The sequence below is a fragment of the Saccharopolyspora sp. NPDC002578 genome, assembly GCF_053592695.1.
This window is the reverse complement of sequence record NZ_JBSFWJ010000041.1, coordinates 30,870-57,153: the sequence shown is the minus strand read 5'-3', so window position 1 is coordinate 57,153 and position 26,284 is coordinate 30,870. Positions and strand designations below refer to the sequence as shown.

The following is a 26,284-nucleotide window of genomic DNA, read 5'->3' as shown; positions in this document are numbered from 1 at the left end:
GTCCCATTCCGAACCCGGAAGCTAAGCCCTCCAGCGCCGATGGTACTGCACTCGATAGGGTGTGGGAGAGTAGGACACCGCCGACAATACTCATCAGAAGGGGCCGACCGGGCCCGTCCAACGGGACGGACCGGTCGGCCCCTTTTTTTCGTGCCGAGGACTGGTTCTGATCCGTCCCGCAGCGCACGCAGGCGCTCCCGACTGAGCGGGTGGCGCTGAGGTCTACGCTGGTAGTTAACCGAGTTGTACGTTTCCAGGAGGTCTGGTGTCCGGGTCCGACGACACACGTGGCGGCGGCGACCGCCGCGGAGCCGATTCCGGCCGTAGCGGCCAGGCCGGCAGGAACGGGTCGGCCGGACGCGGGTTCGGCGGCGCTAAGAACGACCGCGGCCGCGACGGTGGGTCCCGCGGCTCGGCGAACGATCGCGGACGCCAGGGTCGTGGTGGCGGCGACCGGTTCGGGAACAAGGATCGACGGGACGACCGTCGCAGCGGTCCTCGCATCGAGGATCGTCGTGCCGATGGTGGTCACCGCCAGCGCGCGTTCGGCCAAGGCCGCGATGAGCAGACCTGGGGCAGCCCTGGTGGCAAGGACGATTCGAAGTACCGCAAGGACGGCAAGGGCCGTCCTGGCGACAAGGGCGGATTCCGCCGGGACTCGAAGTTCGACGACCGCAAGGGCGGACGTCCGTCCGACCAGCGGCGTAGTGGTCCCCGCGACGACCGGCGCAACGACGGTGGCCGGGGTGCCGGTGGCGGTCCGCGCCGCTTCGACCGGCAGGACGACCGCGGCGGTCGGTTCGACCGCGATGACCGTCCGAGCCGGCCCCAGCGCGACGACCGCGGGCGGGACGACCGCACTCGCGGCGAGTTCCGCGGCGGTGACCGCAGGGACAAGCCCCGGTTCGATGACCGGCGGGACCGGCCCAACTCGAACTTCAAGCGCGACGACCGCCGACCGGACAACGGGCGCGACGACGACCGGCGTGGCGGCGGCCGCCCGGACGACAACCGGCAGGGTGGCAACCGCTACCAGGGCGGTGGACAGCGCCCTGACGATCGGCGACGCGACGACCGGCCGAGGACGGACCGTTCGTGGAACGACCGCAAGAACGAGGGTCGCGACCGCAATGACCGCCCTTGGGCGGACAAGCGTCGCGACGACCGCGGCGGGAATCGGCGGTACAACGACGACCGGCGCGACGACCGTGGTGGCCGCCCGCCGAACGACCGGCAGCGCGACGACCGCCGGAGTGCCCCTCGGCCGCAAGGCAAGCGCGAACGCTTCGACAACGACCGGCCGCGCCGGGACGACCGGCAGCGTCCGAATTCGAACGACCGCGGGCGGGGTGGTCCGCGGCGGGACGATCGCGGGGGCAACCCCCGGCAGGGGACGTCGGCGAACGAAGCCGTGGATGCGAAGCCGGTGGAGGTGGCTCCCGAACTGCCGGAGGACGTCGACGCTTCCGAACTGCACGGCGAGATCCGTCGCGACATGCGTTCGCTGCCGAAGGGCCTCGCGGACAAGGTCGCGGCCCACCTGGTCGCGGCCGGCAAGCTGATGGACACCGACCCGGAACAGGCCTTGGTGCACGCCCGCTACGCCCGGCACCGCGCGTCGCGGATCGGTGCGGCACGTGAAGCGAACGGTCTGTGCGCCTACCAGATGGGTGAGTGGACCGAGGCGCTGTCCGAGCTGCGCGCCGCCCGCCGCATGGGCGGCGGTCCCGGCCACATCGCGATCATGGCGGACTGCGAGCGCGCACTGGGCCGCCCGCAGCGCGCCCTCGAGCTGAGCCGGAGCGCCGAGGCGGCCGAACTGGTCGGCGGGGAAGCCGTTGAGCTGCGGATCGTTGCGGCCGGTGCCCGCCGGGATCTCGGTGAGATCGAGGCGTCGGTGGTGAGCCTGCAGATCCCCGAACTCGACCCGAAGCAGCAGGAGCCTTGGAGCGCCCGGCTGTTCTACGCGTACGCGGACAACCTGCTCGCGGCCGACCGGGTTCAGGAGTCGTTCACGTGGTTCGTGCATGCGGCCCACGCGGACGACGACGGTGACACCGACGCGCCGGAGCGTCTGGACGAACTGGTCGCCCAGCTCGGTGGTGACGTCGATGCGGAAGAGCTCGTGGCAGAGGCGACGGCAGCGGGTCCGGCCGCCGTCGTGGAGTCCGCTGAGATCGACGATGCCGAGGAGGACGACCAGCACCTCGATGAGACGCCCGCAGCGGTCGTCGACGATGAAGCGGACATTCCGGCCGCCGAGGTGTCGAAGGACGCCGATGACGAGGCGGCGCAGACCGACCGTGCAGTGAAGGCGAGTGACCCGCGAGGGGACGAATCGCAGTGACCGGCACCTTGCTCGATCACCACGACGTGGTGCTGCTCGATCTCGACGGCACCGTGTACCGCGGTGGGCAGCTCGCTCCCGGCGCTGACGAAGCCATCGCGGAGGTCCGTGCTCGAGGCGTTCTGGTCCGCTACGTGACCAACAACGCCTCGAAGCCGGCGCAGGCCGTGTCCGAGCACTTGAACTCGCTCGGCTTGAGCGCCACTCCCGACGAGGTGAGCACCAGTTCGCAAGCAGGTGCGGCACTGCTCGCCGAGCAGTTGCCCGCCGGGGCGAAGGTGCTGGTGGTCGGGTCGGCGGCGTTGGCGGACGAGGTCGCGCAGGTCGGGCTCACCCCGGTCCGGGAGAACGCGGACGAGCCGGTCGCGGTGGTGCAGGGGCATTCGCCCGACACCGGCTGGTGGAACCTCGCGGAGGCGTGCTTGGCGATCCGGGACGGGGCGCTGTGGGTCGCGTGCAATGCCGACGCCACCTTGCCGACCGAACGCGGCGAGCTGCCGGGCAACGGTTCGATGGTCGCTGCGCTTCGTGCGGCGACCAAGCAGGAGCCGCAGGTCGCGGGCAAACCGGAACGGCCGTTGCTGGCCCGCGCCGTGTCCTCGGCGCAGGCGAGCCGTCCGCTGATGGTGGGCGATCGACTGGACACCGACATCGGCGGAGCCGTCCGCTCGGGGATGCCGTCCCTGATGGTGCTGACCGGCGTCGGCACGGCCGCCGACGTGTTGTTCGCCCCCGTCGAGGAGCGTCCGGACCACGTCGCGGACGATCTGCGCGGGCTGAACCTGCCGCCGTCGGCCACGGTGGTCGGTGAACAGGCGGGCTGGAAGGTTCGCGTCGGCGAAGGAGTGCTGGAGCTGTCGGCGGACACCGCGCCGCAGCCGGACTCCGGCGAGGCACGGGTCGCCGCTCTCGGTGCGCTCCGCGCGTTGTGCGCGGCCTGGTGGCCGCTCGGTTCCGGCCCCGTCGAGGTTCGTGCGCAGGACGCCGCGTCCAGCGATGCGTTGCGCGAGTTGGCCCTGGGCTGAAGCGGCCAGGGTCCGCACACCGGTCGTCTTGGTCGGATAGCGTTGATGTAGTCGTCGTGACACGTCCGGCGACGTGGGCAACAGAAGCGGGAGACGATGACCTCTCCAGGACAGGGCGGCTCTCACGCCCCGAACCCGTCGATGTTGGCGAGACCGTCGGACGACGGGTCGGCGGCCGAGCACGCGATCGGTGAGGCCCTCGCACGGCTCGACGAGGTGCGCGAGCTGCCGGTGGCAGACCACGTCGAACGATTCGAAGCCGTGCACACGGCGCTGTCGGACGCGCTGAGCAAAGCCGAGAACATGCTGTCCGGCTCGACCGGCGGTGGGTGATCAGGATGCCGCGCAAGGCGCGTTTGGACGCTGAACTCGTACGACGTGGGCAGGCCAGGTCCCGCGAGCACGCCGCGGAACTGATCGCCGCGGGCCGGGTGACGGTGCGGGGCATGCTCGCCCGGAAATCCGCCACCGCCGTCGAGATCGACGCTCCGGTGGTCGTGACCGAAGACGTCGAAGATCCGCGGTGGGCCTCCCGCGGCGCGCACAAGCTGCTGGGTGCGCTGGACGTGTTCGGGGAGTCGGGCCTGTCCGTCGAAGGGCGTCGTTGCCTCGATGCCGGGGCGTCGACAGGTGGATTCACCGACGTCCTGCTGCGCCGAGGGGCACGTGAGGTCGTGGCCGTGGACGTGGGGTACGGCCAGCTGGTGTGGGCGCTGCAGACCGATGAGCGGGTTCGGATCCACGACCGCACCAACGTCCGCGCGCTCGAGCCGACCGACATCGACGGTCCGGTGGACCTCGTGGTCGCCGATCTGTCGTTCATCTCGCTGAAGTTGGTGCTGCCCGCGTTGCTGGCGTGCTCGAAGCCGGGCGCCGATCTGGTTCCGATGGTCAAACCGCAGTTCGAGGTGGGCAAGCAGCGGTTGGGGTCCGGCGGTGTGGTGCGCGATCCTGAATTGCGCGCCGAGGCCGTGCTCGATGTCGTGCGCTTCGCCGCCGACGCCGGGATGGGTGTGCAGGGCGTCGAAGCCAGTCCCCTGCCGGGTCCGTCGGGCAACGTCGAGTTCTTCGTCTGGCTGCGGGCGGGGGCGAGCACGGAACCAGCCGTGGCCTCGGAACTCGTCGAGGACGCGGTGCGCCGAGGCCCGCAGACGACGGGGAAGAACGGCGGAGCCGGGGAGGCTCCAGCCGGAACGACCGAGCACCGACAAGGGAGCCGGAGTTGACCCGAGAGGTGCTGCTGGTGGTCCACACCGGTAAACAGCACAATCTGCGCACGGCGGAGAAGGTCGCCGGGCAGCTGGTCGGAGCCGGGGTGCGCGTTCGGGTGCTGGAGGACGAGGCGCGCGACCTCAGCCCCGGCTGCTACACCCAGGCCGTGTCCTCCGGGCCGCACGCGGCCGCGGGAACGGAGTTGGTGTTCGTCCTCGGCGGTGACGGCACGCTGCTGCGCGCCGCCGAGCTCGCCCGGTTGCCCGGAGTCCCGGTTTTCGGGGTCAACCTCGGGCGCGTCGGGTTCCTCGCCGGAGCCGACTCCGACGCGCTCGACCAAGCGGTGCTCGCGGTCGTCGAGGGGCGCTACCACGTCGAAGAACGCATGACCATCGACATCACCGCGATGCTCGACGGGCGGGTGCTGGCCACCACGTGGGCGTTGAACGAGGCCAGCGTCGAGAAGAGCAGCCGGGAGCGCATCCTCGACGTGGTCGTCGAGGTCGACGGTCATCCTGTGTCGGCGTTCGGATGCGACGGAGTGCTCTGCTCGACCCCGACCGGATCCACCGCCTACGCGTTCTCGGCGGGTGGCCCGGTCGTCTGGCCCGAGGTGGAGGCTCTGCTGGTGGTGCCGAGCAACGCGCACGCGTTGTTCGCCCGCCCGTTGGTCGTGTCGCGGAATTCGACGGTCGCGCTGGAGATCGACCACGGTGGCCACGACGCGGTGCTGTGCTGCGACGGGCAACGGCACTTCGACCTGCCCGCGGGCGCCAGGGTCGAGGTCATCGCCGGGGCGAACCCGTTGCGGCTGGTTCGGTTGTACGACGCGTCCTTCACCGACCGTCTGGTGCGGAAGTTCGAATTGCCGGTGCAAGGGTGGCGCGGCCCGGCAGCCGACTGACCGGCCATGATCGGCCTGCCGGAGCGTCCGGGAGGCACGTCCCCGCTCGGATCGGTGGCATTGATCGGGCTGGCGGGGCTCGGGCGGTCGGGGCCGACCGCTAGGGTGCTTGATGTGTTGGCTGAGATGCGCATCCAAGGATTGGGAGTCATCGACGATGCCACGCTGGAGCTGCACCCTGGCCTGACCGTGGTGACCGGTGAGACCGGAGCTGGCAAGACGATGGTGGTCACGGGGCTGCATCTGCTCAGCGGTGGGCGCGCCGATGCTTCGCGAGTCCGATCCGATAGTCCTCGGGCTCTGGTGGAAGGGCGGTTCGAGGTCGCCCCTGAGACGGGGGCGGCGAAGGTCGCCAGGGACGCCGGTGCCGAACCGGACGATGACGGCAGCCTCATCGCGCTGCGCAGCGTGAACAACGATGGTCGTTCCCGCGCGCACCTGGGCGGTCGGGCGGTGCCGAACGCGGTGCTCTCCGAGCTGTCCGAGCAGCTGCTGGCGGTGCACGGGCAGAACGATCAGCTCCGGCTGCTGCGCGCCGGTGAGCAGCGGGCGGTGCTGGACCGGTTCGCCGGAGATCCGGTGGCCGACGTGCTCGCCCAGTACCAGCGGGTGCGTGCCGAATGGGCTGACGCGGTGCGGGAGCTGACCGAACGCACCGAGCGCGCTCGCGAATGGGCTCGTGAGGCCGAGATGCTCCGGCACGGAGTGGACGAGATCGAGGCCGTCGCCCCCGAGCAGGGCGAGGACACCGCCTTGGTCGATGAGGCGCGCCGGCTCTCCGACGTGGACCAGTTGCGCGAGATCGCCGCGGGCGCTCAGCACGCGGTGAGCGGAGCGGCGGACGGCGATCCTGAGTCTCCCGGCGCGATGGGATTGCTCGGTGATGCGCGCCGTCGGCTCGGCGGAGCCGAGGACCCCGTGCTGCGCGAGCTGGACTCGAGGGTCGCGGAAGCCACCGCGGTGCTGGCCGATGTCGGCGCCGAGCTCGGCGGTTACCTGGACCGGTTGGACGCCGATCCGGGGCGGCTGGAGCAGGTGCTGGCTCGGCAGGCCGAGTTGAAGAACTTGACCAAGAAGTACGCCGCCGACGTCGACGGCGTCCTCGCATGGGCGGCCGACGCGCGTGAACGCCTGGCGGGGATGGACACTTCGGACGAGGCGCTCGCCGCGCTCGCGCAGCGCCGCGATGAGCTCGCAGTCGAACTCGCCGAGCACGCCCAGGTGCTGTCCAAGGAGCGGCAGGAAGCCGCCGTTGGACTCGCGGCGGCGGTGTCCGAGGAGCTCACCGGACTGGCCATGGCGCAGGCCCGGTTGGAGGTCGTGGTCGAGCCCAAGGAGATCGACGAGTCCGACTCGTCCGCCCTGCGGGTGGGCGACCGGACCCTGGCCGCGGGCCCGGAAGGGACCGACGAGGTCGAGCTCCGCCTGATCGCGCATTCCGGAGCGCCGTCGCTGCCGATCCACAAGGGAGCTTCGGGCGGTGAGCTCTCGCGGGTGATGCTCGGGCTGGAAGTGGTGCTGGCGGACGCCGACACGGTGCCGACGCTGGTGTTCGACGAGGTCGATGCCGGGGTGGGTGGACGCGCGGCCGTCGAGATCGGTCGTCGGCTGGCGCGGCTGGCCCGCACCCACCAGGTCGTGGTGGTGACCCACCTCGCCCAGGTCGCCGCGTACGCCGACCGGCACCTGGTGGTCGACAAGGGATCGAACGACACCGGGCTGACCCGTAGCGACGTGCGCACGGTCGCCGCCGGGAAGCGGGTCGCCGAGCTGGCCCGAATGCTGGCCGGTTTGGACTCCACGGCCACGGGGCGCGCCCATGCCGAGGAATTGTTGGCGACCGCCGCCTCCCACAAGTCGATGGCCGAGCCCGGCCGCGGGCAGGGCCGCGGCAAGAAGAAGGACGCCGCTGGACGCCACTGACCGGATTGGTCCATTTGGATCAATTAAGATGGACTGATCGGACCTACGGCTACGGCGTGGCGGCCGCTCGGACGGTGATCCCTTTGTCACCATCGGTCCATGAAGCTCAGTGGTCTGCTCGCACGCCAGGAGGAAGTTCGGCCGGGAGTGACCGGAACGGCGCGCGTTCCACGTCGTTCCGGCGAGCTGCCGCAGCGGCTCGGCCCCGGTGACATCGTTCTGCTGGATCAGGTCGACCTCGATCGTCGGACGGCGGACGCCTTGGTGGCGGCCGGTGTCGTCGCCGTGGTCAACGCCGCGCCGTCGATCTCGGGCCGGTTCCCCAACTTGGGGCCGGAAGTGTTGTCCGCCGCCGGGGTCACCTTGATCGACCGCGTCGGGAGGGATCCGATGCGAATGATCAAGGACGGAGCTCGGCTGCGGCTGCACGAGGGGCGGGTGTACTCCGGTGACCGCGAGCTCGCGTCCGGAACCGACCAGGACGCCGACTCGATCGCGGACCAGCTGATCGAGGCGAAGACCGGGATGACCGCTCAGCTCGAAGCGTTCTCGGCCGACACCATCGAGTTCCTGCGCACCGAGCGGATGCTCATCCTCGACGGCGTGGGCGTCCCCGCGGTCACGGTGCCGATCGAGGGGCGCCACGTGCTGGTGCTGGTGCCCGGTTACGGGCACGCCGACGACCTGAAGCGCCTCAAGCGCTACATCAAGCACTACCGGCCGGTGCTGATCGGCGTGGACGCTGGGGCCGACACGCTGCTGCGCGCCGGCTACCACCCCGACGTGATCGTCGGTGACCCCAGCGGCATCGCGACCGACACGCTGAAGCGGGCGACGGAGGTGGTCGTGCCCGCCCACCTCGACGGCCATGCGCCGGGGATCGAGCGCATCCAAGATCTCGGCATCGGTGCGCTGACGTTCCCCGCCTCCGGGAATCCGGAGGACCTCGCCTTGCTGATCGCTGATGCTCACAACGCCCGCCTCGTGGTGACGGTCGGGTTCCAGGCGACGTTGCACGAATTCCTCGATCGCGGTCGGTCCGGCTCGAACCCGTCCACCTTCCTGACGCGGTTGCGGCTGGGCAGCAGGCTCGTCGACGGTGCGGCGGTCGCGTCGTTGCAGCGGGCCGCGGGATCGAACGGTGCGCTCGCCATGCTCCTGGTGGCCGCGCTCGTGGTGTTGGGCGTGGCGTTGGCGGTGTCCGGCTTCGGCGCCTCCTTCCTCGCGGTGCTCGTCGACTTCGCCCGTTCGGCCTTCGGTCGGCTGGGGGAGTGGTTCGCATGATCTCGCTGCGGCACCACGTGATCTCCCTGATCGCGGTTTTGCTGGCGCTGGCCGTGGGCATCGTGCTCGGGTCGACGTCGCTGAGCGAACGGCTGCTTTCGCACGTCGGACAGGAACGCGACTCCCTGGGACGCCAGGTGGAGGAGCTGGAGGCCGACCGGGCCGCGTTGCGCGGGGAACTCGACGGCGCGCACCGGTTCAGCGCGGCGACCGCGCCGCTGGCCGTGCAGGGTCGGCTCGCGGACCGCGGCGTCGTCCTCTTCAGCTCCTGGGACGTGCCGGAACAGGACAGGGCGGCGATGCGCGGGATGGTCGAAGCCTCTGGCGCGCAAGTCACCGGCGAGGTGCGCCTGTCCGAGACCGTGGCGGATCCGGACCGCTCCGACCAGGTACGCCGATTGGTGACCCGGCTGCTGCCCGCAGGGGTGCAGCTGCCCACCGCTACCGACGTCGGCACGCTCACCGGTGGGCTGCTCGGGCCGCTGACCCTGGTCGACCAGCGGACGGGTGCACCCCAGGTCTCCCCGGAGGAACGCGCGGCCGCGATGTCCGGGCTGACCGAGGGGGGCTTCGCCACGGCGGTGGGTGATGTGCGTTCCGCGCCGCTCGCGCTCGTGCTGACCGGCCAAGGGCGTGGTGGAGCCGGCGCCGCGGATCGGGCGGCGTTCTTGGCCCGCTTCGCGTCCCAGCTGGACCGCTCCGGTGGTGGTGCGGTGCTCGCAGGTGGCCGCGGGTCCGCGGCCGGTGACGGGCCGGTCGGGTTCGCGCGGGCCGACACGGCGGTCTCGTCGGCGCTGTCGACGGTGGACAACGCCGACACACCCCAGGGCGAGGTCGCCGCGGTGCTGGCGCTGCGGGAACAGCTCGACCGCCGGGCCGGGCATTACGGCACGGCCAGCAGCGCAGAGGGCATGGTGCCCGGTACGCGCGACTGAGCAGAGCCGTGCCCGGCCCGGCGGTGCGGCCGCGCCGGGCGGCGCATACGCGAGTGCGCCGCCCGGCTGGGCGGCCCGGCGCTCCGGCCGCGTCCGGGGGAGGGGCAGGACGCGGACGGAGGGGGCGGCGCCGGGCCGGGTGGTGAGGTCCATGCCATCGATGATGTTCGAGAATTATTCGATTCGCGATAATTCGATGGAGTGACGTTCCTGGACCGCGCGGTGCGGCGTGATCAGACTTGAGTCCATGAGCGAGACGCGATCCACCCAGCACGGCCGTGCCGACGACTTCGGCTCCGGTCGGTCCGCGTCGGACGACGGCAGGGACGTTCCAGCCGGAATCCGGCGGGAAGACCTCGGTCGGGACCTCGAAAGCCCACCAGGTCACGCGTCGGGCAGTCCGATGGTCCGCCGCCACCTGCTCGCCGGAGAGCTGCGGAGGTTGCGGCATGCGGCCCGGCTGACCCACGCCGACGTCGCCGCCCGGCTGGACTGGCCCCAAGCGAAGATCAGCAAGATCGAGGGGGCTCGGCAGCACGTCGGGGTCGACGCGGTCATCGCGCTCGCGGACATCTGCCACGCCGCCGCGGAGCACCGAGATCGGCTGGTGGCCCTGGCGCACTCCGCTCGGCGTCGCGGGTGGTGGGAGTCCTACCGGGACGTGCTGCCCCCGGATGCGCGCCAGCACATCGGGTTCGAGGCGGAGGCCGCGGCGGTGCAGGTGTTCGCCACCGAGTCGGTGCCTGAGCTGGTGCAGACCGCCGAGTACGCGGCGGCCGTCAAGGCGGTGCGGCTGGCGGACCGGTCCGCGGCGGAGGTCGAACGGTCGCTCGAAGTGCTCCGCCGCCGCCAGCAGCGGGTGGAATCCGGTGAGCTCCGGCTGGACTTGACGCTCGCCGAATCATCGTTGCGCCGCGAGGTCGGTGGGCGAGGCGTGCTGGAGCGGCAGCTCGGACGGTTGCGAGAGCTGGCGCAGCGGGAGGCCGTGACGGTCCGGGTGCTGCCGTTCAGCGCGGGAGCGTTGGCGGCCGATGAACCGTTCTCACTGCTGTCGTTCGACTTGGAGCTGCCCGAAGCGGTGGTGAGCACGTTCGGTTCGAGTACCAGCCTGATCGACGATCCGGTGGCGGTGCAGAACCACCGCGAGCTGGTGGAGCGGATGCGGGCGGCCGCGCTGCCGCCCGAGGACTCGGTTCGCTGGCTCGAGGTGGCGGGAACGCCACCGGTCCGGTGACGCGAGAGGCGGGTGGGGCGGTGGTGATCAGAGTGACGCGTGCACCAACGGCGGTTGACCTGGAGCTCCGCATCGTGTTCCAAGCCATGCGGGTCGCCGTGTACCGGCGGTTCATCGTGCGTTAGGCTGAAATCCCGTGGGAGAGACGGAATCAGCCGTCCTGCCAGCGCAGATTCACTAGCCCGGCGACGGCTTGACCACGGGGAGCCTTCTTGGTGCCGCAAGCACGCACGATCAAGCACGTGTTCGTCACGGGAGGTGTCGCCTCCTCACTCGGCAAAGGCCTGACCGCGTCGAGTCTCGGCGAACTCCTGACCTCCCGCGGCCTGCGGGTGACGATGCAGAAGCTCGATCCTTACCTCAACGTCGACCCCGGAACGATGAACCCGTTCCAACACGGCGAGGTCTTCGTCACCGAGGACGGGGCGGAAACCGACCTCGACATCGGACACTACGAACGGTTCCTTGACCGGGACCTCACCAAGAACGCGAACGTGACGACCGGCCAGGTCTACTCGGCGGTCATCGCGAAGGAGCGTCGCGGCGAGTACCTGGGCGACACCGTCCAGGTCATCCCGCACATCACCGACCAGATCATCGCTCGCATCCGTGCGATGTCCGAGCCGGACGAGGACGGCCGGACGCCGGACGTGGTCATCACCGAGGTCGGTGGCACGGTCGGCGACATCGAATCCCTGCCGTTCCTGGAGGCCTGCCGCCAGATGCGGCACGACGTCGGCCGGGACAACTGCTTCTTCCTGCACGTGTCGCTGGTGCCGTACCTGGCTCCGTCGGGCGAGCTGAAGACGAAGCCCACCCAGCACTCGGTGGCGGCGCTGCGCAACATCGGCATCCAGCCCGACGCGCTGGTGTGCCGTGCCGACCGGGACCTCCCGGAGGACCTCAAGCGCAAGATCGCGCTGATGTGCGATGTGGACTCCGACGGGGTCGTCGCCTGCCCGGACGCCCCGTCGATCTACGACATCCCGCGGGTGCTGCACGGCGAAGGGCTGGACGCCTACCTGGTCCGGCGCCTCGGACTGCCGTTCCGGGACGTCGACTGGACGGTGTGGGGCGACCTGCTGGACCGGGTGCACAAGCCGACCGAGCGGGTGCGGATCGCACTGGTCGGCAAGTACGTGGACCTGCCCGACGCCTACCTGTCGGTCACCGAGGCGCTGCGCGCCGGTGGCTTCGCGCATCGCGCGAAGGTCGAGATCGCGTGGGTCCCGTCCGATGAATGCGAGACGGACGCGGGCGCCGCGCACGCTCTCGCCGGCATGGACGGCGTGCTGATTCCCGGTGGCTTCGGGGTTCGCGGGATCGAAGGGAAGCTGGGGGCGATCCGGTACACCCGGACCCACGGCATCCCCACCTTGGGCCTCTGCCTGGGCCTGCAGTGCATGGTGATCGAGGTGGCCCGCTCGCTGGCCGAGCTCAAGCGGGCGAATTCGGCGGAGTTCGAAGAACCCTGCCAGCACCCGGTGATCAGCACCATGGCGGACCAGCGCGACGTGCTCTCCGGGGATCGGGACATGGGCGGCACGATGCGGCTCGGTTCGTACCCGGCGAAGCTGGTCGAAGGGTCGGTGGTCGCCGAGGCGTACGGCACGACCGAGGTCGCCGAACGGCACCGGCACCGCTACGAGGTGAACAACGCCTACCGGGACCGGTTGGCCAAGGCGGGTCTGGTGTTCTCGGGCACCTCGCCCGACGACCGCCTGGTCGAGTTCGTGGAGCTCTCGACCGAGCAGCACCCGTTCTTCGTCGGGACCCAGGCGCACCCCGAGCTCAAGAGCCGTCCGACCCGTCCGCACCCGCTGTTCGCCGCCTTCGTCCGGGCCGCCGTCGACTACCGCGCGGCGGAACGGCTCCCGGTCGAGTTGACGGACAACGTGCAGGCAGGGGTCTGATCTCCACCCGTAGGGTGGCTCCGTGAGCGCAGACAACACGCACGACGGCGAGATCGAACGGACCGACGGCACGCACCGGTTCGCCACCGTCACGTCCCAGGACGTCTACGTCGGGAAGATCCTCGCGTTGCGGGCCGATGAGGTCGCGATGCCAGGTGGCGGCCAGGCCCGCCGCGAGGTCGTCGAGCACCTCGGCGCCGTGTCGGTGGTGGCGCTCGACGCGGACGATCAGGTGGTCCTGATCCACCAGTACCGCTACCCGGTGGGGCGGCGACTCTGGGAGCTCCCCGCGGGGCTGCTCGACATCGCAGGTGAGGACCCGCTGCGGACGGCGCAGCGGGAACTCGCCGAAGAAGTCGGCCTGGCCGCGGGAACCTGGTCGGTGCTGGCGGACATCGCCTCTTCACCGGGGTTCACCGATCAGAGCGAGCGCGTGTTCTTGGCGCGCGAGCTCACCGAGGTGGGGCGGCCGGCGGCGACCGGTGACGAAGAGGCCGACCTGGTCATCCGCCGGTTCCCGTTCGACGAGGCGCTGCGCATGGTCTTCGCCGGGGAGATCGTGAACGCTCCCGCGGTCGCTGGGCTGCTCGCGGTGCACGCGGTGCGGTCCGGCGCCGCCGAGCCGCGATCCGCTTCCGCGCAGTGGATCGACCGGCCGCACCGGATGAGCTCCCGGCTGCACGGGTGACGCGTCGTCGCGGAGTGTCGAACTCCGCGACGACCAACCCGCGCCGCGCAGCCGGGCGCTCCGCGAGGGACGACGCATTGCTCCGGCCGAGAGAACCCCTGTTCAGGACGACAGAACGCGCCCGTGCGCGTCGGTGCTCTCGGTGCTCAGGAGGACGATCCCGTCGATCACGCACCAGATCACCGCGGCGAAGGTTCCGAGCCCGCACGTGATCACTCCGCCGAGGAAGAACAGCAGCAGCTGGGCCACCGCGATGCCGGTGTGCCCGGTGTAGAACCGGCCGACCCCGAACGGCAGCAGGATCTGCAGGAGCCCCGCGGCGAGCCGTGACTTGTCGGACCTCGTCGCGCCCTCGTAGGGGTGCGGAGGCATGCCGTACGGCATCGGTGCGGGACCCATCGGCTGGGGGATCTGCGCGAAACCGGTCGGTCGTGGCGCGGGCAGGTCGCTGAACAGCTCCATCAGGTCGCCGCGGGTGACGGATCCCGTGGCGCGGTCGACGCGCTCTTCGTATTCGGTCAGGGACAGCCTGCTCAAGGCGTAGTGCTCGCCGAGCGCCTGGATCGCTTGAGCGCGTTCGTGATCGCCGATGCGCATCCTGCCGGGATCGTGCGGGGAGCTCACCTTGATCAGAATAGACGAGACCAGAGGTCTTGTGGTGGACGGCCGAACGGAGATGCATTCGTTCGGCCCAATGCTTCCTCCGCCATTCCCCTGCCCGAGGTACGCAATGATCAAGGATTTTCGGAATTGGGCACGATGGCGGGTGGCCGGAGCTCCGGCGGCGTGGCGTCCTAAGCTGCGACCTGTTCGTTTCGCGCAGAGGAGTCCGGCAGTGAAAGCCTTCGAGGACCTTCCCGAGGCATTGCGCTCCGCGTGCGCCGGTTTCCTGGACCACTTGGCCGTGGAACGCGGAAGTGCCCGCAGCACCCTGGACTCCTATTCGCGGGATCTGCGCCGGTACGGCCTGCACGTGGCGGAGTCGGGTGCGCGGACCTTGCGCGACGTCGACGCGCGGCACCTGGCCTCGTTCGCCGCGGAATTGCGCGAAGGTCGTGGTGAACACGCCCCGCTCGCACCGTCGTCGGCGGCGCGGGCGCTGGTCGCGGTGCGCGGACTCCACCGGTTCGCCCACGCCGAGGGGTGGGTCGACGTGGACGTGGCGCGAGAGGTCTCGCCGCCCAGCCCTGCCCGGCGGTTGCCGAAGGCGCTGCCGGTCGACGACGTGCTCCGGTTGCTCGACGGCGCCGACGGGCGGGACGTCCGCGGCCTGCGGGATCGCGCGCTGCTGGAGTTGCTGTACTCCTCGGGTGCTCGCATCTCGGAAGCAGTGGGCCTCGACGTCGACGACATCGACTCGGGTGAGCGCACCGTGCTGCTCAACGGCAAGGGCGGACGGCAGCGGCTGGTGCCGATCGGGCGCCCGGCGCTGGAAGCGCTGGACGCGTACCTGGTGCGGGCCCGCCCGGTGCTGGCGGCGCGGGGCAGAGGCGCTTCGGCGGTATTCCTCAATTCGCACGGCGGCCGGTTGTCCAGGCAGAGCGCGTGGAACGCGTTGAAATCCGCGGCGGGCCGAGCCGGGATCAGCAGTGCCGTGTCGCCGCACGTGCTGCGCCATTCGTTCGCCACGCATCTGCTGGAGGGCGGCGCGGACGTGCGGGTGGTGCAGGAATTGCTGGGCCACGCCTCGGTCACCACGACGCAGGTGTACACGCTGGTGACGGTGAACACGCTGCGCGAGGTGTATGCGACGGCCCATCCGCGGGCGCTCCGACGCGATACTTGAACTCGATGGAGTGGGGTGGCACGCATTTCGCCGGGACTCGGCGAGGCGCGTTGCCGCAGGTAGTGAATGCCACTTAGGCTGCGCTCGATCGGTATGATCGTCACCGGCAGACAAGGAGTCCTAGCGCCATGTCGACACCGCAGCCCTCCGCCGAAGGGCGGTCCCGGGGCGCGGTCGACCTGAGCATCGCCCCGCACAAGCCGTCGGCTTCGGGTGGTGAAGCCGAGTTGTCGCCCGACGGGAACGTCGGCCCGACCGGCAGGCCGCGCAGGCACATTCCGGAACCGCCGCTGCTGGACCGGCACGGTCCCGCTTCGGTGCTCGCCATGTGCAACCAGAAGGGCGGCGTCGGCAAGACGACGTCGACGATCAACCTGGGTGCCGCGCTCGCCGAGTACGGGCGCCGGGTGCTGCTGGTGGACTTCGACCCGCAGGGCGCGCTCTCGGTCGGCCTGGGAGTGCAGCCGCACCAGCTGGACCAGACGATCTACAACGTGATCATGGAACGGGCGGTGGACGTCCGCGACGTCGTGATGTCCACGACCGTCGAGGGCATGGACCTGCTGCCCAGCAACATCGACCTGTCGGCCGCCGAGGTGCAGCTGGTCGCCGAGGTCGGTCGTGAGCAGACGCTGCAGCGCGTGCTGTTCCCGGCGATGAAGGAGTACGACTTCATCCTGGTCGACTGCCAGCCGTCGCTGGGCTTGCTGACGGTGAACGCGCTCGCCGCCGCCGACGGCGTGATCATTCCGCTGGAGTGCGAGTTCTTCAGCCTCCGCGGCGTCGCCCTGCTGATCGACACGATCGAGAAGGTGCAGGAACGGCTGAATCCGAAGCTCGAGATCAGCGGCATCCTGGCGACGATGTTCGACCCGCGCACCCTGCACTCGCGCGAGGTGATGGCGCGGGTGGTGGAGGCGTTCGGCGATGTCGTGTTCGACAGCGTGATCAACCGGACGGTGCGGTTCCCGGAGACCACGGTGGCGGGTGAGCCGATCACCAGGTGGGCGCCGCGCTCGGCGGGGGCGCAGGCCTACCGCTCGCTGGCTCGTGAGGTGATCGCGCGGTGATCGTTCCCGTGCGGCTGGGCGCCGGGGAGGGCGTGTGAGGCGTCGTGCCGAGTTGCCCGGTGCGTCCGAGCTGTTCCGGACGACGGTGCGCACCCCGGAGGCGCCGGCCGAGCACCGTGCTGCTCCCGAGGCGCCGCGCCAGGACAGGTCGGGGTCGGGGCGCCGCAAGCACGATGCGAAAATCACCGTGTACGTCTCCGATGAGGAGTTGCTGGCGTTGGAACAGGCCCGGCTCGCCCTGCGCGCTGAGCACGGCATCGCGGTGGATCGCGGCAGGGTCGTGCGTGAAGGGGTGGCGATGCTGCTCGCAGATCTTGATGCGCGAGGCGCGGACTCGGTGCTGGTGCGCAGGCTGCTGGCGGAGTCCGGCGAGTGACCGATTCCGCCACCGGCGGGGTCGAAGCCGAACCGGTGCAGGACCGGGCCGAAGCCGAGACCGCGCCCGTCGAACCGGGTCCCGCCGGTGCGCCGGACGAGGCGCAGCCCTCCGGTCGCTTCACGGTGCGGCTGGACAACTTCGAGGGCCCGTTCGACCTGCTGCTGCAGTTGATCTCCCAGCACCAGATGGACGTCACCGAGGTCGCACTGCACAAGGTGACCGATGAGTTCATCGCCTACACCAAGGCCTTAGGGGAGCACTGGAACCTCGACGAGACCACCGAGTTCTTGGTCGTAGCGGCGACGTTGCTGGACCTGAAGGCCGCGCGGTTGCTGCCTGCCGCGGAGGTGGAGGACGAGGACGACCTGGCGTTGCTGGAGGCGCGCGACCTGCTGTTCGCGCGGTTGTTGCAGTACCGGGCGTACAAGCAGGTCGCGGCGCTGTTCAGCGAGCTGGAGGCCGGAGCGCTGCGGCGCTATCCGCGGTCGGTGGCGCTCGAACCGCGCTTCGAGGGGTTGTTGCCCGAGGTGATGATCGGGGTCGGCCCGCAGCGGCTGGCCGAGATCGCCGCCGCGGTCTTCCGGCCGAAACCACCGCCTTCGGTGTCGCTGGACCACATCCACCAGCACCAGGTGTCGGTGCGGGAACACGCGGCGATGTTGCGGGTGCGGCTGGCGGAGCTGGGCGCCGCGGACTTCTCGACGCTGGTGGAGGACTGCGAGCACACGGTGGAGATCGTGGCTCGTTTCCTGGCGTTGCTGGAGTTGTTCCGGGAGAAGGTGCTCGCCTTCGAGCAGGAGGATCCGCTGGGGGATCTGCTGGTGCGGTGGGTCGGCGGCAGCCTGGAAGAGGCGCGGGCGACGGCCGAGGCGGACCGGCGGAGTGCGGACGACGAGGAATACGGGTGAGGGCAGTGAACGACGACGCTTCCGGCGCGGAGCCCCAGGTCGAGCAGGAACGGGCTGCGGAGGACCTCGCCGAGTCCGGCACCGCCGTGCCCGAGGCGGCCGGGCAGGAGCCCGCGGCTGAGGCGGCCGAGCAGCCTCGCGCGGATGCGCCGGGCGCCCCGGTGTCGCGCACGCCGCCGGACCTGACCGCGGACGAGGCCTTGGACTCGGCGTTGGAGGCGCTGCTGCTCGTGGTCGACGTTCCGGCTGGGGAGGAGCTGCTGGCCGACACCTTGGAGCAGCCGGTCGCCCGGATCCGCACTGCGCTGCAGCGGCTGGCGCAGGGCTACGAGCAGTCCGAGCGGGGCATCGACCTGCGCCGAGTCGGTGAGGGCTGGCGCTTCTACACCCGCGAGACCTACGCGCCGTACGTCGAGCGGTACCTGCTGGACGGGCAACGGGCGAAGCTGACCCGGGCGGCTTTGGAGACGCTCGCGGTGATCTCGTACCGGCAGCCGGTGACCCGTGCGCGGGTGGCGGCGGTACGCGGTGTCAACGTCGACGGCGTCATCCGTACCCTGGTGGGGCGCGGCCTTGTCGAGGAGGCCGGTACCGACCCGGAGACCGGCGGGTTCCTGTACTGCACGACGGAGCTGTTCTTGGAACGGCTCGGACTGTCGTCGCTGAAGGATCTTCCGCCGCTGGCTCCCTTGTTGCCTGAAGTGGATACGATCGACGATGTCTGAACACCGTGCCCCGGCTTCTTCGTCCGCTGCGGATTCGCAGCCGGAGGGCATCCGGCTGCAGAAGGTGCTGTCCCGCGCGGGGGTGGCTTCGCGTCGCGCCGCGGAGGGCATGATCACCCAAGGCCGCATCGAGGTGGACGGCGAGGTCGTCACCGAGCTCGGACGCCGGGTGGACCCGCAGACGTCGGTGATCCACGTGGACGGTTCCAGGGTGGTCGTCAACGAGGACGTGCAGCACCTGCTGCTGAACAAGCCGCAGGGCATCCTGTGCTCCATGTCCGATGACAAGGGGCGGCCCTGCATCGGCGACTACCTGCGGGAGCGCGACGGCAAGCTGTTCCACGTGGGGCGGCTGGACGTCGACACCGAGGGCCTGCTGCTGATCACGAACGACGGCGAGCTGGCGCACCGGCTGATGCACCCGTCGTACCAGGTGCTCAAGACGTACCTGGCGGAGGTGCCGGGGCCGATCGCGAAGGACCTGGGCAAGCAGCTGCGCTCCGGGGTGCAGCTCGAGGACGGTCCGGTGAAGGTCGACAAGTTCCGGCTGGTCGACGTCAACGAGGGTCGTGCGCTGGTCGAGGTCGTCCTGCACGAGGGGCGCAAGCACGTGGTGCGGCGGATGTTGGAGCAGGTCGGGCACCCGGTGCGGCGCCTGGTGCGCACCGCGATCGACGAGGTGAAGCTGACGAGCGAGCGTCCCGGCGCGATCCGCAAGCTGGACCGCAAGGAGGTCGGCGCGCTCTACCGGGCCGTCGGCATGTGATCTTCGGAAGTGATCCTGTTCGGATCGCTTCATGCCCGACCTGTTCGATTGACGCGATTTGTTCAGTGTCGAGTGAAATTTTTCCTGGGTTCGGCGCAGTTCGAGTTGAACGGTGAAAACCCGCAATGAGGTCGGGCCGGGGACGCGGACGTTCGATCAGCGGATCGTCCGGCGTCCCCGGCCCGACCTCGTGCCCAGGGGTGCGGTGCGGCTCAGGACTGGGTCTGCGGCTTCCGCGAGACGAGCAGCCGGGCGACGGGCTCGACGACGCGAGCCGCGACCGGACCCAGGATGGCCATGAGCAGGACGTACGCGGTGGCCAGGGCGGCGAGTTCGCCGGAGACGGCGCCGGAACCGACGGCGAGCCCGGCGATGACGATCGAGAACTCACCGCGGGCGACGAGCGCCGCGCCGGCCCGGGCGCGGCCCATCTTGCCGATGCCCTGGGAACGGGCGGCGAACCAGCCGGTACCGATCTTCGTGATCGCGGTGACCACGGCCAGCAGCAGGGCGAACCCGAGCACCGGCGGGATCTGCGACGGATCGGTGTTGAGCCCGAAGACCACGAAGAACACCGCGGCGAACAGGTCGCGCAGCGGCTCCAGCATCCGGGTCGCGTTCTGCGCGGTGGAACCGGAGATCGCGATGCCGAGCAGGAACGAACCGACCGCGGCCGAGACCTGCAACTCAGAGGCGATGCCCGCGACCAGCAGGGCCGAACCCAGCAGCCGCAGCAGGAACACCTCCGGATCGGGGCTGTCGATCAGCGCGGAGACGTAGCGGCCGAACTTCAAAGCGACGACGAGCACGATCGAGATCACGATCAGCGAGACGCCGACGGCGGTCAGCCCGCCGAGCAGGCTCACCCCGCCCAGGACCGCCGTGAGGATCGGGAGGTAGAGCGCCATCGCCAAGTCCTCGAAAACCAGGATCGACAGCACGACCGGCGTTTCGCGGTTACCGAGCCGGCCGAGGTCGCCGAGGACTTTCGCGATGATGCCGGAAGAAGAGATGTAGGTGACGCCCGCCATGGTCAGCGCGCCGATCGGACCCCAGCCCAGCAGCAGGGCGACGATCGCGCCGGGGGCCGAGTTCAGCACCAGATCGACCAGACCGGCAAGCCAGGAACGCCGGAGCCCCGTGACGAGTTCGCCAGCCGAGTACTCCAGCCCGAGTAGGAGCAAGAGCAGCACCACGCCTATTTCGGAGGCTAGATGCGTGAACGGTTCGATCCCGTGCAGCGGTATCAGTCCGCCGGTGCCGAAAGCGATTCCACCTATGAGGTAAAGCGGGATCGGCGAGATGCCGATTTTCCAGGCGAGGCGGCCTAATACCCCGAGACCGAAGAACACCGCTCCCAGTTCGATGAGGGAGATCGCCGTGTCGTGCACCGTGTTTCCTCTCGCCCCTGTCCGAGTACCTATTCAGTTGTCCCGCTGCTTGAGCGCACGGGGTTTCCGCCCAAGAGCGCGGTGCTCTTGGGCGGGTGCGGACGACCTTGTCCTCTGCGGGGCTCGGCTCTGCGCCTAGCCCCGTTCGAGGATTTCGCCGGCGGCGCGGAGTCCGTCGGCGGTGCCGACTACGACCACCAGGTCGCCGGCGCTGAACTCGAAGTCCGGGCGCGGCGACGGGTGCACGGTCCCCTCGCGGACGACGGCGACGATCGACGCCGAGGTGCGGGTGCGCATCTCGGTGTCACCGAGGGCCCGTCCGTCGTACGGCGAGCCCTGGTTGACCGGGAGCTGCCAGGTGTTGATCCCGGCGACCTCGCGCTGCTGCTCGCTCAAGCGCGCCACCAGTTGAGGGGCGCCGAGCAGGTTGGCGAGGGTGTTGGTCTCCTCGGAGGTCAACCCGGCCGAGGCGGCGACCTTGTCCGGGTCGTCGTGGCCGGAGACGATCAGCTCGAAGCGTCCGTCGCGATACGTGATCACACCGATCCTGTGCCCGGAACGAGTGACGAAGTCCTGTTGGGTCCCGAGTCCCGGAAGCGGGGTCACTGTGACGTCCACGTGTTCGAGCCTAATACAAGAACGCGTGCGCGTGAGCAGCGCCTGGGACGAACCGGTGAGAACCGGACTCGGACGGGGCGCGGTGGGCGCGCGCCGTGAGCGGTGTGCCGTCGATCGTGGACGCAAGTGGGGAACCCATCGGTGGAGCAGGCACAATGAGTGGTTGGTCCGGCGTTTCCTCGGCCGGTGGTGACTAAGGAGGAGACTCGACGTGGCACACGCCGAGCTTCGTGGGGTGGTGGCCCTCGACGGCCCCTCGGGCACTGGGAAGTCGACGGTGGCCCGGAAGCTGGCCGCGGCGCTGTCTGCGTCGTACCTCGACACGGGCGCGATGTACCGGGCGGTCACGCTCGCCGTGCTGCGCGCGGAGGTGTCGGTCGCCGATGAGGCAGCGGTAGCCGAGGTGGCCGCCTCGGCGCTGCCGGTGATGGGCACGAACCCGCTGCTGCCGACGGTGACCCTCGCCGGCGAGGACATCGGGCAGGAGATCCGCGGCGCCGCGGTGACCGGTGCGGTCTCGGCGGTTTCGGCGGTCGCGCGCGTGCGCGAGCTGCTGGTCGACGAGCAGCGCAGGCTCATCCGGGAGGCGCTGGGCGAACCTGGTGGTGTGGTGGTCGAGGGCCGCGACATCGGCACGGTCGTCGCGCGCGAGGCCGAGTTGAAGGTGTACTTGACCGCTTCGTCGCAGGCGCGGGCGCGCCGCCGCAGCGATCAGGACTCCGCGGCAGGCCGGGTCTCCGATCTGGAGAGCACGCATGCCGACGTGCAGCGGCGGGACGCGTTCGACTCCGGTCGCGCGGTGTCGCCGCTGCGGATGGCCGACGACGCCGTCGAGCTCGACACTACCGAGCTGGACGTGGCGGGCGTGCTGGAGCAGCTGCGGACGCTGGTGGACGCCAGGGGACTGTTCGCCGGGGTGGAGTCGAGGCGATGAGCGCCGGGGATCTGCCGGAAGGCGCGTCGTGGCGGCTGCACCGGGTGGGGCGCTGGATCGGCAAGACCTTCGTGCGGTTGCCGTACCGGCTGCGGGTGCACCACCTCGATCGGGTTCCGCGCACCGGGCCGCTGGTGCTGGTGGCCAACCACAGTTCGCTGCTGGAAGCACCGCTGCTGTTCGGAATCTTGCCGCGCAACGTGGTGTTCCTGGTGAAGCACGAGTTGTTCCGAGGGCCGCTCGGCTGGTTCTTGCGCCGGATCGGGCAGATCCCGGTTCGCCGCGGGGAACCGGACCGCACTCCGCTGCTGGCGGCGGTGCGGGTGTTGCGGGCGGACGGGTTGGTGGGCGTGTTCCCGGAGGGAACTCGCGGTGATGGTGAGGTGTCCAACGCGCAGCACGGTGCCGCGTGGTTGGCGAGGACTTCCGGTGCGCGGCTGCTGCCGGTGGCCTGCCGGGGCACGCACCGTCCGGCTGGGCAGGGCCGTAGGCTGTTGCCCAGGGTGGATGTGCTGTTCGGCGAGCCGGTGACGTTGCCGGTGGCCAAGGGGCGCGCCGGGTTGACGGCAGCGACCGAGCAGGTCCGCAATGAACTGGTCGGGCTGATCGCCGAATTGGACGGGCTGATCGCCGAGACCTCCGAAAGCGACGATGCGAGAGGGAAACGAGCGTGACCGAAGAGTCGGTGGGCCGCCCGGAAGATGTGGGTGCGCCGCTCGACGGCGGCCTGGACGGTACGTGGTCGGACGAGGCCGAATGGTCCGAGTTCGACGGGGTCGAGGGCGCCGAGGACGCCGCTGACGGCGGGCCGCAGCCGGTGCTGGCAGTCGTGGGCAGGCCGAACGTGGGCAAGTCGACGCTGGTGAACAGGTTGCTGGGGCGCCGCGAGGCGGTCGTGCAGGACCAGCCTGGCGTGACGCGGGACCGCGTGTCCTACGACGCGTTGTGGAACGGCAGGCGTTTCACGGTGGTCGACACGGGCGGCTGGGAGCCGAGTGCGAAGGGCCTGCAGGCGGCCGTGGCCCAGCAGGCGGAAATGGCGATGTCCACGGCGGACGCGGTGCTGCTCGTGGTGGACGCCCAGGTCGGCGCGACCGCGACGGAAGAGGCCGTGGCCCGGGTGCTGCGCCGTTCGAAGCGTCCGGTGCTGCTGGCGGCGAACAAGGTCGACGACGAGCGCACCCACGCCGACGCGGCGGCCCTATGGTCGCTCGGGCTGGGGGAGCCCCGGCCGATCAGCGGTCTGCACGGACGTGGTTCCGGTGACCTGCTGGACGCGATCCTGGACGTCTTCCCGGACGTGCCGCACGAGCAGTTCGGCGTCACCGGCGGGCCGCGCCGGGTCGCTCTGGTGGGCAAGCCGAACGTGGGCAAGTCGAGCCTGCTCAACAGGCTGACCGGCGAGCAGCGTTCGGTGGTGCACGACGTCGCGGGGACCACGGTCGACCCGGTCGACTCGCTGGTCGAGCTCGACGGCGAGGTGTGGCGGTTCGTCGACACGGCGGGGCTGCGCAAGCGGGTCCGGACCGCGAGCGGCACCGAGTACTACGCGTCGCTGCGGACGAAGGCCGCGATCGAGGCGGCGGAGGTGGCGGTCGTGCTGATCGACGCCTCCGAGCCGTTGACCGAGCAGGACCTGCGGGTGATCAGCATGGTCATCGAGGCGGGGCGTGCGCTGGTGCTGCTGTGCAACAAGTGGGACCTGGTCGACGACGACCGCAGGCGGCGGCTGGACAACGAGCTGGACCGCGAGATGGTGCGGGCCCGGTGGGCGGAGCGGGTGAACGTCTCCGCGGAGACGGGGCGTTCGGTGGCGAAGCTGGCGCCGGTGCTGCGCACCGCGCTGGAGTCCTGGGACACGCGGGTGCCGACCGGCCGGCTCAACTCCTGGCTCTCGGACCTGGTCGCGGCGAGCCCGCCGCCGGTGCGCGGCGGCAAGCAGCCGAAGATCCTGTTCGCGACGCAGGCGCATCCCCGCCCGCCGACACTGGTGCTGTTCACCACCGGGTTCCTGGAGGCCGGGTACCGGCGGTTCGTGGAGCGCAAGTTCCGCGAGGAGTTCGGGTTCACCGGCAGCCCGGTTCGGATCTCGGTTCGGGTTCGGGAACGCAAGGACGGGCGCAAAGCACGCCGCTGATCGGACTAGTGTCCGGGTACTGCACGCAGACCAAGAATGCCTTGCCGATAACCTTCGGTCGGCCCTTTGCACAGGGGAGGTGACCCAGGGTGCGTGCTGATTCCGCCGCGGAGGGTTCCGCGGCGCGGCCGATCCGGCTGGTGTTGGCCGATGACGAGGTGATGTTGCGGCGGGGCCTGCGGGTCCTGCTGGAGCATGACGGCCTGATCCGGGTGGTCGCGGAGGCGGGCACCGGCGATGAGCTGCTGTCGGTGGTGCGGACGCACCAACCGGACGTGGCGTTGATCGACGTGCAGATGCCGGGCAAGGACGGGCTGGCCGCGTTACGGGAGTTGCGCGGGCTGCCGCGTCCTCCGGTGTGCGCGGTGCTCACGACCTTCGACTTGGACGACTACGTCGCGGAGGCGTTGCGCCTGGGGGCGCACGGTTTTTTGCTGAAGGACGCGGAACCGGAGGCGTTGGTCCGCGCGGTGCAGGACCTGGCCGCCGGCGGCGCGGTGCTGGATCCGCGGATCGCGGTGCGGTTGTTGCCGCGGTTCCGCTCGCTGGGCGACTCGGCGCACGAGGTCCGGTTGGTGCGGAGCTTGTCGGCGCGGGAACGCCAGGTGCTGGAGCTGCTCGGGGCCGGGCGTTCCAACGCGCACATCGGTGAGCAGCTGGGGTTGACCGAGGCCACGGTGAAAAGTTATGTCTCAACGGTGTTGAGCAAGCTGGGGGCCGAGAACCGCGTGCAGGCCGCGTTGATCGCGCAGCGCGTCGCGGGGACGGGTGAGGGCGAGCGGCGTTGAGCGGGCTCGCCGAGTCACGTCCGCGGCGGGTGCTGTTGGACGTGCTCGCGGTGCTGCTTCCCGCGGTGGCGGTGTTGCTGGCGCAGAACGGGTCGACGTGGGCCTTGGTGACGGGGTTGATCGCGTCCGCCGGTCTGGTCTTGCGGCATTGGTCGCCGCGGGTGGCGCTTGTGCTGTGCCTTCCGGGTTTGGCGGGCGGTCTCGGCTGGGCGGCCGCGTTCGTGGCGTTGTTCCGGTTGGGGCGCGCTCGGGCGCACACGTGGTGGCTGGTCGGCTGGGTGTCGCTGGCCGCGGCGAGCGCGTTGGCGCCGGTGCTGATCTGGCAGTCGTTGCCGCCGTCGGACGTGGCCCTGACGGTGACGGTGGTGCTGATCGCGGCGGGGAGTCCGACGGTGATCGGCACGTTGATCGCGACGCGGGCGCAGTTGACGACCAGCATGCGCCGTCTGCAGGCCGCGACCGATGCGGAGCTGTCCGCGAAGGCCGACACCGCTCGTGCCGAGGAGCGGGCCCGGATCGCCCGTGAGATCCACGATGCGGTGGGCCATCACGTCACGCTGATCGCGGTGGAGGCGGCGGCGCTGGCGGCGACGAGCGCGGAGCCCGACGTCCGGGAATCGGCGATCCGGGTGCGGGGTTTGGCGAAGGAAGCGCTGGGCGAGATGCGTTCGACGTTGGGCCTGGCGGCCGAAGAGCGGGATTCGACGAGCGCGCGGGCCATTCCGGAGCTGGTGGCGCGGGCCCAGCGGTCGGGCGTCCGGGTGACGCTCAGCGATGAGTGCTCGCAGGCGGTGCAGCTGTCGTCCGGGGTGAGCAGGGCCGTGTACCGGGTGGTGCAGGAGGCGCTGACGAACGTCTCGAAGCACGCGCCCGGTGCGGAGGTCCTGGTGGAGCTGACCGGGGACGACGACCTGCTGCGGGTCGTGGTGCGCAACGGTGCTCCGATGCTGAGCGCTCGCGCCGTGTCGGTGGGCAACGCGCCGGACGTGGGCCGTGGCGGTTCGGGGCTGGCGGGGTTGTCGGAGCGGGTGCGGATGCTGGGCGGCACGTTGGACGCGGCGCCGTCCGACGAGGGTTTCGAGCTCAGGGCGGAACTTCCGCTGACCCGGTCCTAGTCTGGTCCCCGCTGTGGTGGAACCTCACTGCTCTTTTTCTTGGTATGGCTGCGATTTCTCAGGTGGCAAGCCCTGCACCACGAAATCGCTGTCCTCGCGAGGAATCCGCGGAGAGCCCTGTCGGCTTGCTCTGGCCCGTCGCTGAGCAGACACGGAGACGGCCCGCTGTTCGCCTGAAAAGGCAAGATCAAAGGCAGGCGGC

25 protein-coding genes and 1 rRNA gene are annotated in these 26,284 nt (G+C 70.4%); 23 read left to right on the top strand and 3 right to left on the bottom strand.

Annotated elements, in window-relative coordinates; translation table 11 throughout:
- From rrf to ACWD38_RS19605, 12 genes are all read left to right on the top strand, one after another.
- A 5S ribosomal RNA gene (gene rrf / locus ACWD38_RS19660) occupies positions 1–86 on the top strand; the annotation flags it as partial.
- Positions 87–265: 179 nt separating this feature from the next.
- Positions 266–2,347, top strand: a complete 2,082-nt coding sequence (locus ACWD38_RS19655; protein WP_450124618.1) for a hypothetical protein — start codon at positions 266–268, stop codon at positions 2,345–2,347.
- The gene (locus tag ACWD38_RS19650) at positions 2,344–3,372 is read left to right on the top strand and encodes an HAD-IIA family hydrolase (RefSeq protein WP_184480550.1); all 1,029 of its coding nucleotides are present in this window, start codon (positions 2,344–2,346) and stop codon (positions 3,370–3,372) included. Before ACWD38_RS19655 ends, ACWD38_RS19650 begins: the two co-directional genes overlap by 4 nt.
- A 96-nt stretch (positions 3,373–3,468) precedes the next feature.
- Positions 3,469–3,705: a hypothetical protein gene (locus ACWD38_RS19645; RefSeq protein ID WP_343071485.1), complete on the top strand. Its 237-nt coding sequence runs from the start codon at positions 3,469–3,471 to the stop codon at positions 3,703–3,705.
- Between the two features lie 5 nt (positions 3,706–3,710).
- On the top strand, positions 3,711–4,598 hold the full coding sequence (locus ACWD38_RS19640) for a TlyA family RNA methyltransferase (protein ID WP_184480548.1): 888 nt from the start codon (positions 3,711–3,713) through the stop codon (positions 4,596–4,598).
- Entirely contained in the window at positions 4,595–5,488 is an 894-nt protein-coding gene (locus ACWD38_RS19635; protein ID WP_184480546.1) for an NAD kinase, read from the top strand. Before ACWD38_RS19640 ends, ACWD38_RS19635 begins: the two co-directional genes overlap by 4 nt.
- 114 nt (positions 5,489–5,602) lie before the next feature.
- Positions 5,603–7,411, top strand: a complete 1,809-nt coding sequence (recN, locus tag ACWD38_RS19630) for a DNA repair protein RecN (RefSeq protein WP_184480544.1) — start codon at positions 5,603–5,605, stop codon at positions 7,409–7,411.
- Between the two features lie 99 nt (positions 7,412–7,510).
- Positions 7,511–8,695 (top strand): putative cytokinetic ring protein SteA, encoded by a 1,185-nt coding sequence (gene steA / locus ACWD38_RS19625; protein ID WP_184480542.1) that lies wholly within the window; start codon positions 7,511–7,513, stop codon positions 8,693–8,695.
- Complete coding sequence (locus tag ACWD38_RS19620; RefSeq protein WP_450124617.1) at positions 8,692–9,630, top strand: copper transporter; 939 nt, start codon at positions 8,692–8,694, stop codon at positions 9,628–9,630. Before steA ends, ACWD38_RS19620 begins: the two co-directional genes overlap by 4 nt.
- A 247-nt stretch (positions 9,631–9,877) precedes the next feature.
- Positions 9,878–10,864 carry a helix-turn-helix domain-containing protein gene (locus tag ACWD38_RS19615; RefSeq protein WP_450124616.1) on the top strand — a complete coding sequence of 329 codons (987 nt, stop codon included), beginning with the start codon at positions 9,878–9,880 and terminating at the stop codon, positions 10,862–10,864.
- Between the two features lie 215 nt (positions 10,865–11,079).
- Positions 11,080–12,777: a CTP synthase gene (locus ACWD38_RS19610; RefSeq protein WP_416309482.1), complete on the top strand. Its 1,698-nt coding sequence runs from the start codon at positions 11,080–11,082 to the stop codon at positions 12,775–12,777.
- Positions 12,778–12,799: 22 nt separating this feature from the next.
- Positions 12,800–13,465, top strand: coding sequence for an NUDIX domain-containing protein (locus ACWD38_RS19605; RefSeq protein WP_425503565.1), 666 nt, complete (start codon positions 12,800–12,802; stop codon positions 13,463–13,465).
- Positions 13,466–13,567: 102 nt separating this feature from the next.
- On the opposite strand, the gene ACWD38_RS19600 is transcribed toward ACWD38_RS19605, so the two are convergent.
- Complete coding sequence (locus tag ACWD38_RS19600; RefSeq protein ID WP_184480535.1) at positions 13,568–14,089, bottom strand: DUF1707 domain-containing protein; 522 nt, start codon at positions 14,087–14,089, stop codon at positions 13,568–13,570.
- Positions 14,090–14,300: 211 nt separating this feature from the next.
- On the opposite strand from ACWD38_RS19600, the gene xerD reads away from it, so the two are divergent.
- From xerD to ACWD38_RS19570, 6 genes are all read left to right on the top strand, one after another.
- The gene (xerD, locus tag ACWD38_RS19595) at positions 14,301–15,251 is read left to right on the top strand and encodes a site-specific tyrosine recombinase XerD (RefSeq protein WP_343071484.1); all 951 of its coding nucleotides are present in this window, start codon (positions 14,301–14,303) and stop codon (positions 15,249–15,251) included.
- 128 nt (positions 15,252–15,379) lie between these two features.
- Positions 15,380–16,321 carry a ParA family protein gene (locus ACWD38_RS19590; protein WP_184480532.1) on the top strand — a complete coding sequence of 314 codons (942 nt, stop codon included), beginning with the start codon at positions 15,380–15,382 and terminating at the stop codon, positions 16,319–16,321.
- 34 nt (positions 16,322–16,355) lie between these two features.
- On the top strand, positions 16,356–16,697 hold the full coding sequence (locus ACWD38_RS19585) for a hypothetical protein (protein WP_184480530.1): 342 nt from the start codon (positions 16,356–16,358) through the stop codon (positions 16,695–16,697).
- A 35-nt stretch (positions 16,698–16,732) separates the two neighbouring features.
- Positions 16,733–17,608 (top strand): segregation and condensation protein A, encoded by an 876-nt coding sequence (locus ACWD38_RS19580; RefSeq protein ID WP_184485486.1) that lies wholly within the window; start codon positions 16,733–16,735, stop codon positions 17,606–17,608.
- Complete coding sequence (scpB, locus tag ACWD38_RS19575) at positions 17,605–18,333, top strand: SMC-Scp complex subunit ScpB (protein ID WP_425503564.1); 729 nt, start codon at positions 17,605–17,607, stop codon at positions 18,331–18,333. The genes ACWD38_RS19580 and scpB overlap by 4 nt, the downstream gene beginning before the upstream one ends.
- Positions 18,326–19,099, top strand: coding sequence for a pseudouridine synthase (locus ACWD38_RS19570; protein ID WP_184480528.1), 774 nt, complete (start codon positions 18,326–18,328; stop codon positions 19,097–19,099). Before scpB ends, ACWD38_RS19570 begins: the two co-directional genes overlap by 8 nt.
- A gap of 212 nt (positions 19,100–19,311) precedes the next feature.
- Here ACWD38_RS19570 and ACWD38_RS19565 read toward each other — a convergent pair whose 3' ends face one another.
- Together ACWD38_RS19565 and ACWD38_RS19560 are read right to left on the bottom strand one after the other, a co-directional pair.
- The gene (locus ACWD38_RS19565) at positions 19,312–20,490 is read right to left on the bottom strand and encodes a cation:proton antiporter domain-containing protein (protein WP_184480526.1); all 1,179 of its coding nucleotides are present in this window, start codon (positions 20,488–20,490) and stop codon (positions 19,312–19,314) included.
- 135 nt (positions 20,491–20,625) lie between these two features.
- Positions 20,626–21,108 (bottom strand): cation:proton antiporter regulatory subunit, encoded by a 483-nt coding sequence (locus ACWD38_RS19560; RefSeq protein ID WP_450124615.1) that lies wholly within the window; start codon positions 21,106–21,108, stop codon positions 20,626–20,628.
- A gap of 211 nt (positions 21,109–21,319) precedes the next feature.
- Between ACWD38_RS19560 and cmk the strand changes: the two genes are divergently transcribed.
- The 5 genes from cmk to ACWD38_RS19535 all read left to right on the top strand — a co-directional run bounded on the left by cmk (position 21,320) and on the right by ACWD38_RS19535 (position 26,082).
- A complete protein-coding gene (gene cmk, locus ACWD38_RS19555; protein ID WP_184480522.1) occupies positions 21,320–22,042 on the top strand; it encodes a (d)CMP kinase in 723 nt (240 codons plus the stop codon).
- On the top strand, positions 22,039–22,716 hold the full coding sequence (locus ACWD38_RS19550) for a lysophospholipid acyltransferase family protein (protein WP_184480520.1): 678 nt from the start codon (positions 22,039–22,041) through the stop codon (positions 22,714–22,716). Before cmk ends, ACWD38_RS19550 begins: the two co-directional genes overlap by 4 nt.
- Positions 22,713–24,179, top strand: coding sequence for a ribosome biogenesis GTPase Der (der, locus tag ACWD38_RS19545; RefSeq protein WP_343071482.1), 1,467 nt, complete (start codon positions 22,713–22,715; stop codon positions 24,177–24,179). Before ACWD38_RS19550 ends, der begins: the two co-directional genes overlap by 4 nt.
- Positions 24,180–24,268: 89 nt before the next feature.
- The gene (locus ACWD38_RS19540; RefSeq protein ID WP_184480518.1) at positions 24,269–24,967 is read left to right on the top strand and encodes a response regulator; all 699 of its coding nucleotides are present in this window, start codon (positions 24,269–24,271) and stop codon (positions 24,965–24,967) included.
- Complete coding sequence (locus ACWD38_RS19535; RefSeq protein WP_184480516.1) at positions 24,964–26,082, top strand: sensor histidine kinase; 1,119 nt, start codon at positions 24,964–24,966, stop codon at positions 26,080–26,082. The genes ACWD38_RS19540 and ACWD38_RS19535 overlap by 4 nt, the downstream gene beginning before the upstream one ends.
- Positions 26,083–26,284 lie beyond the last annotated feature (202 nt).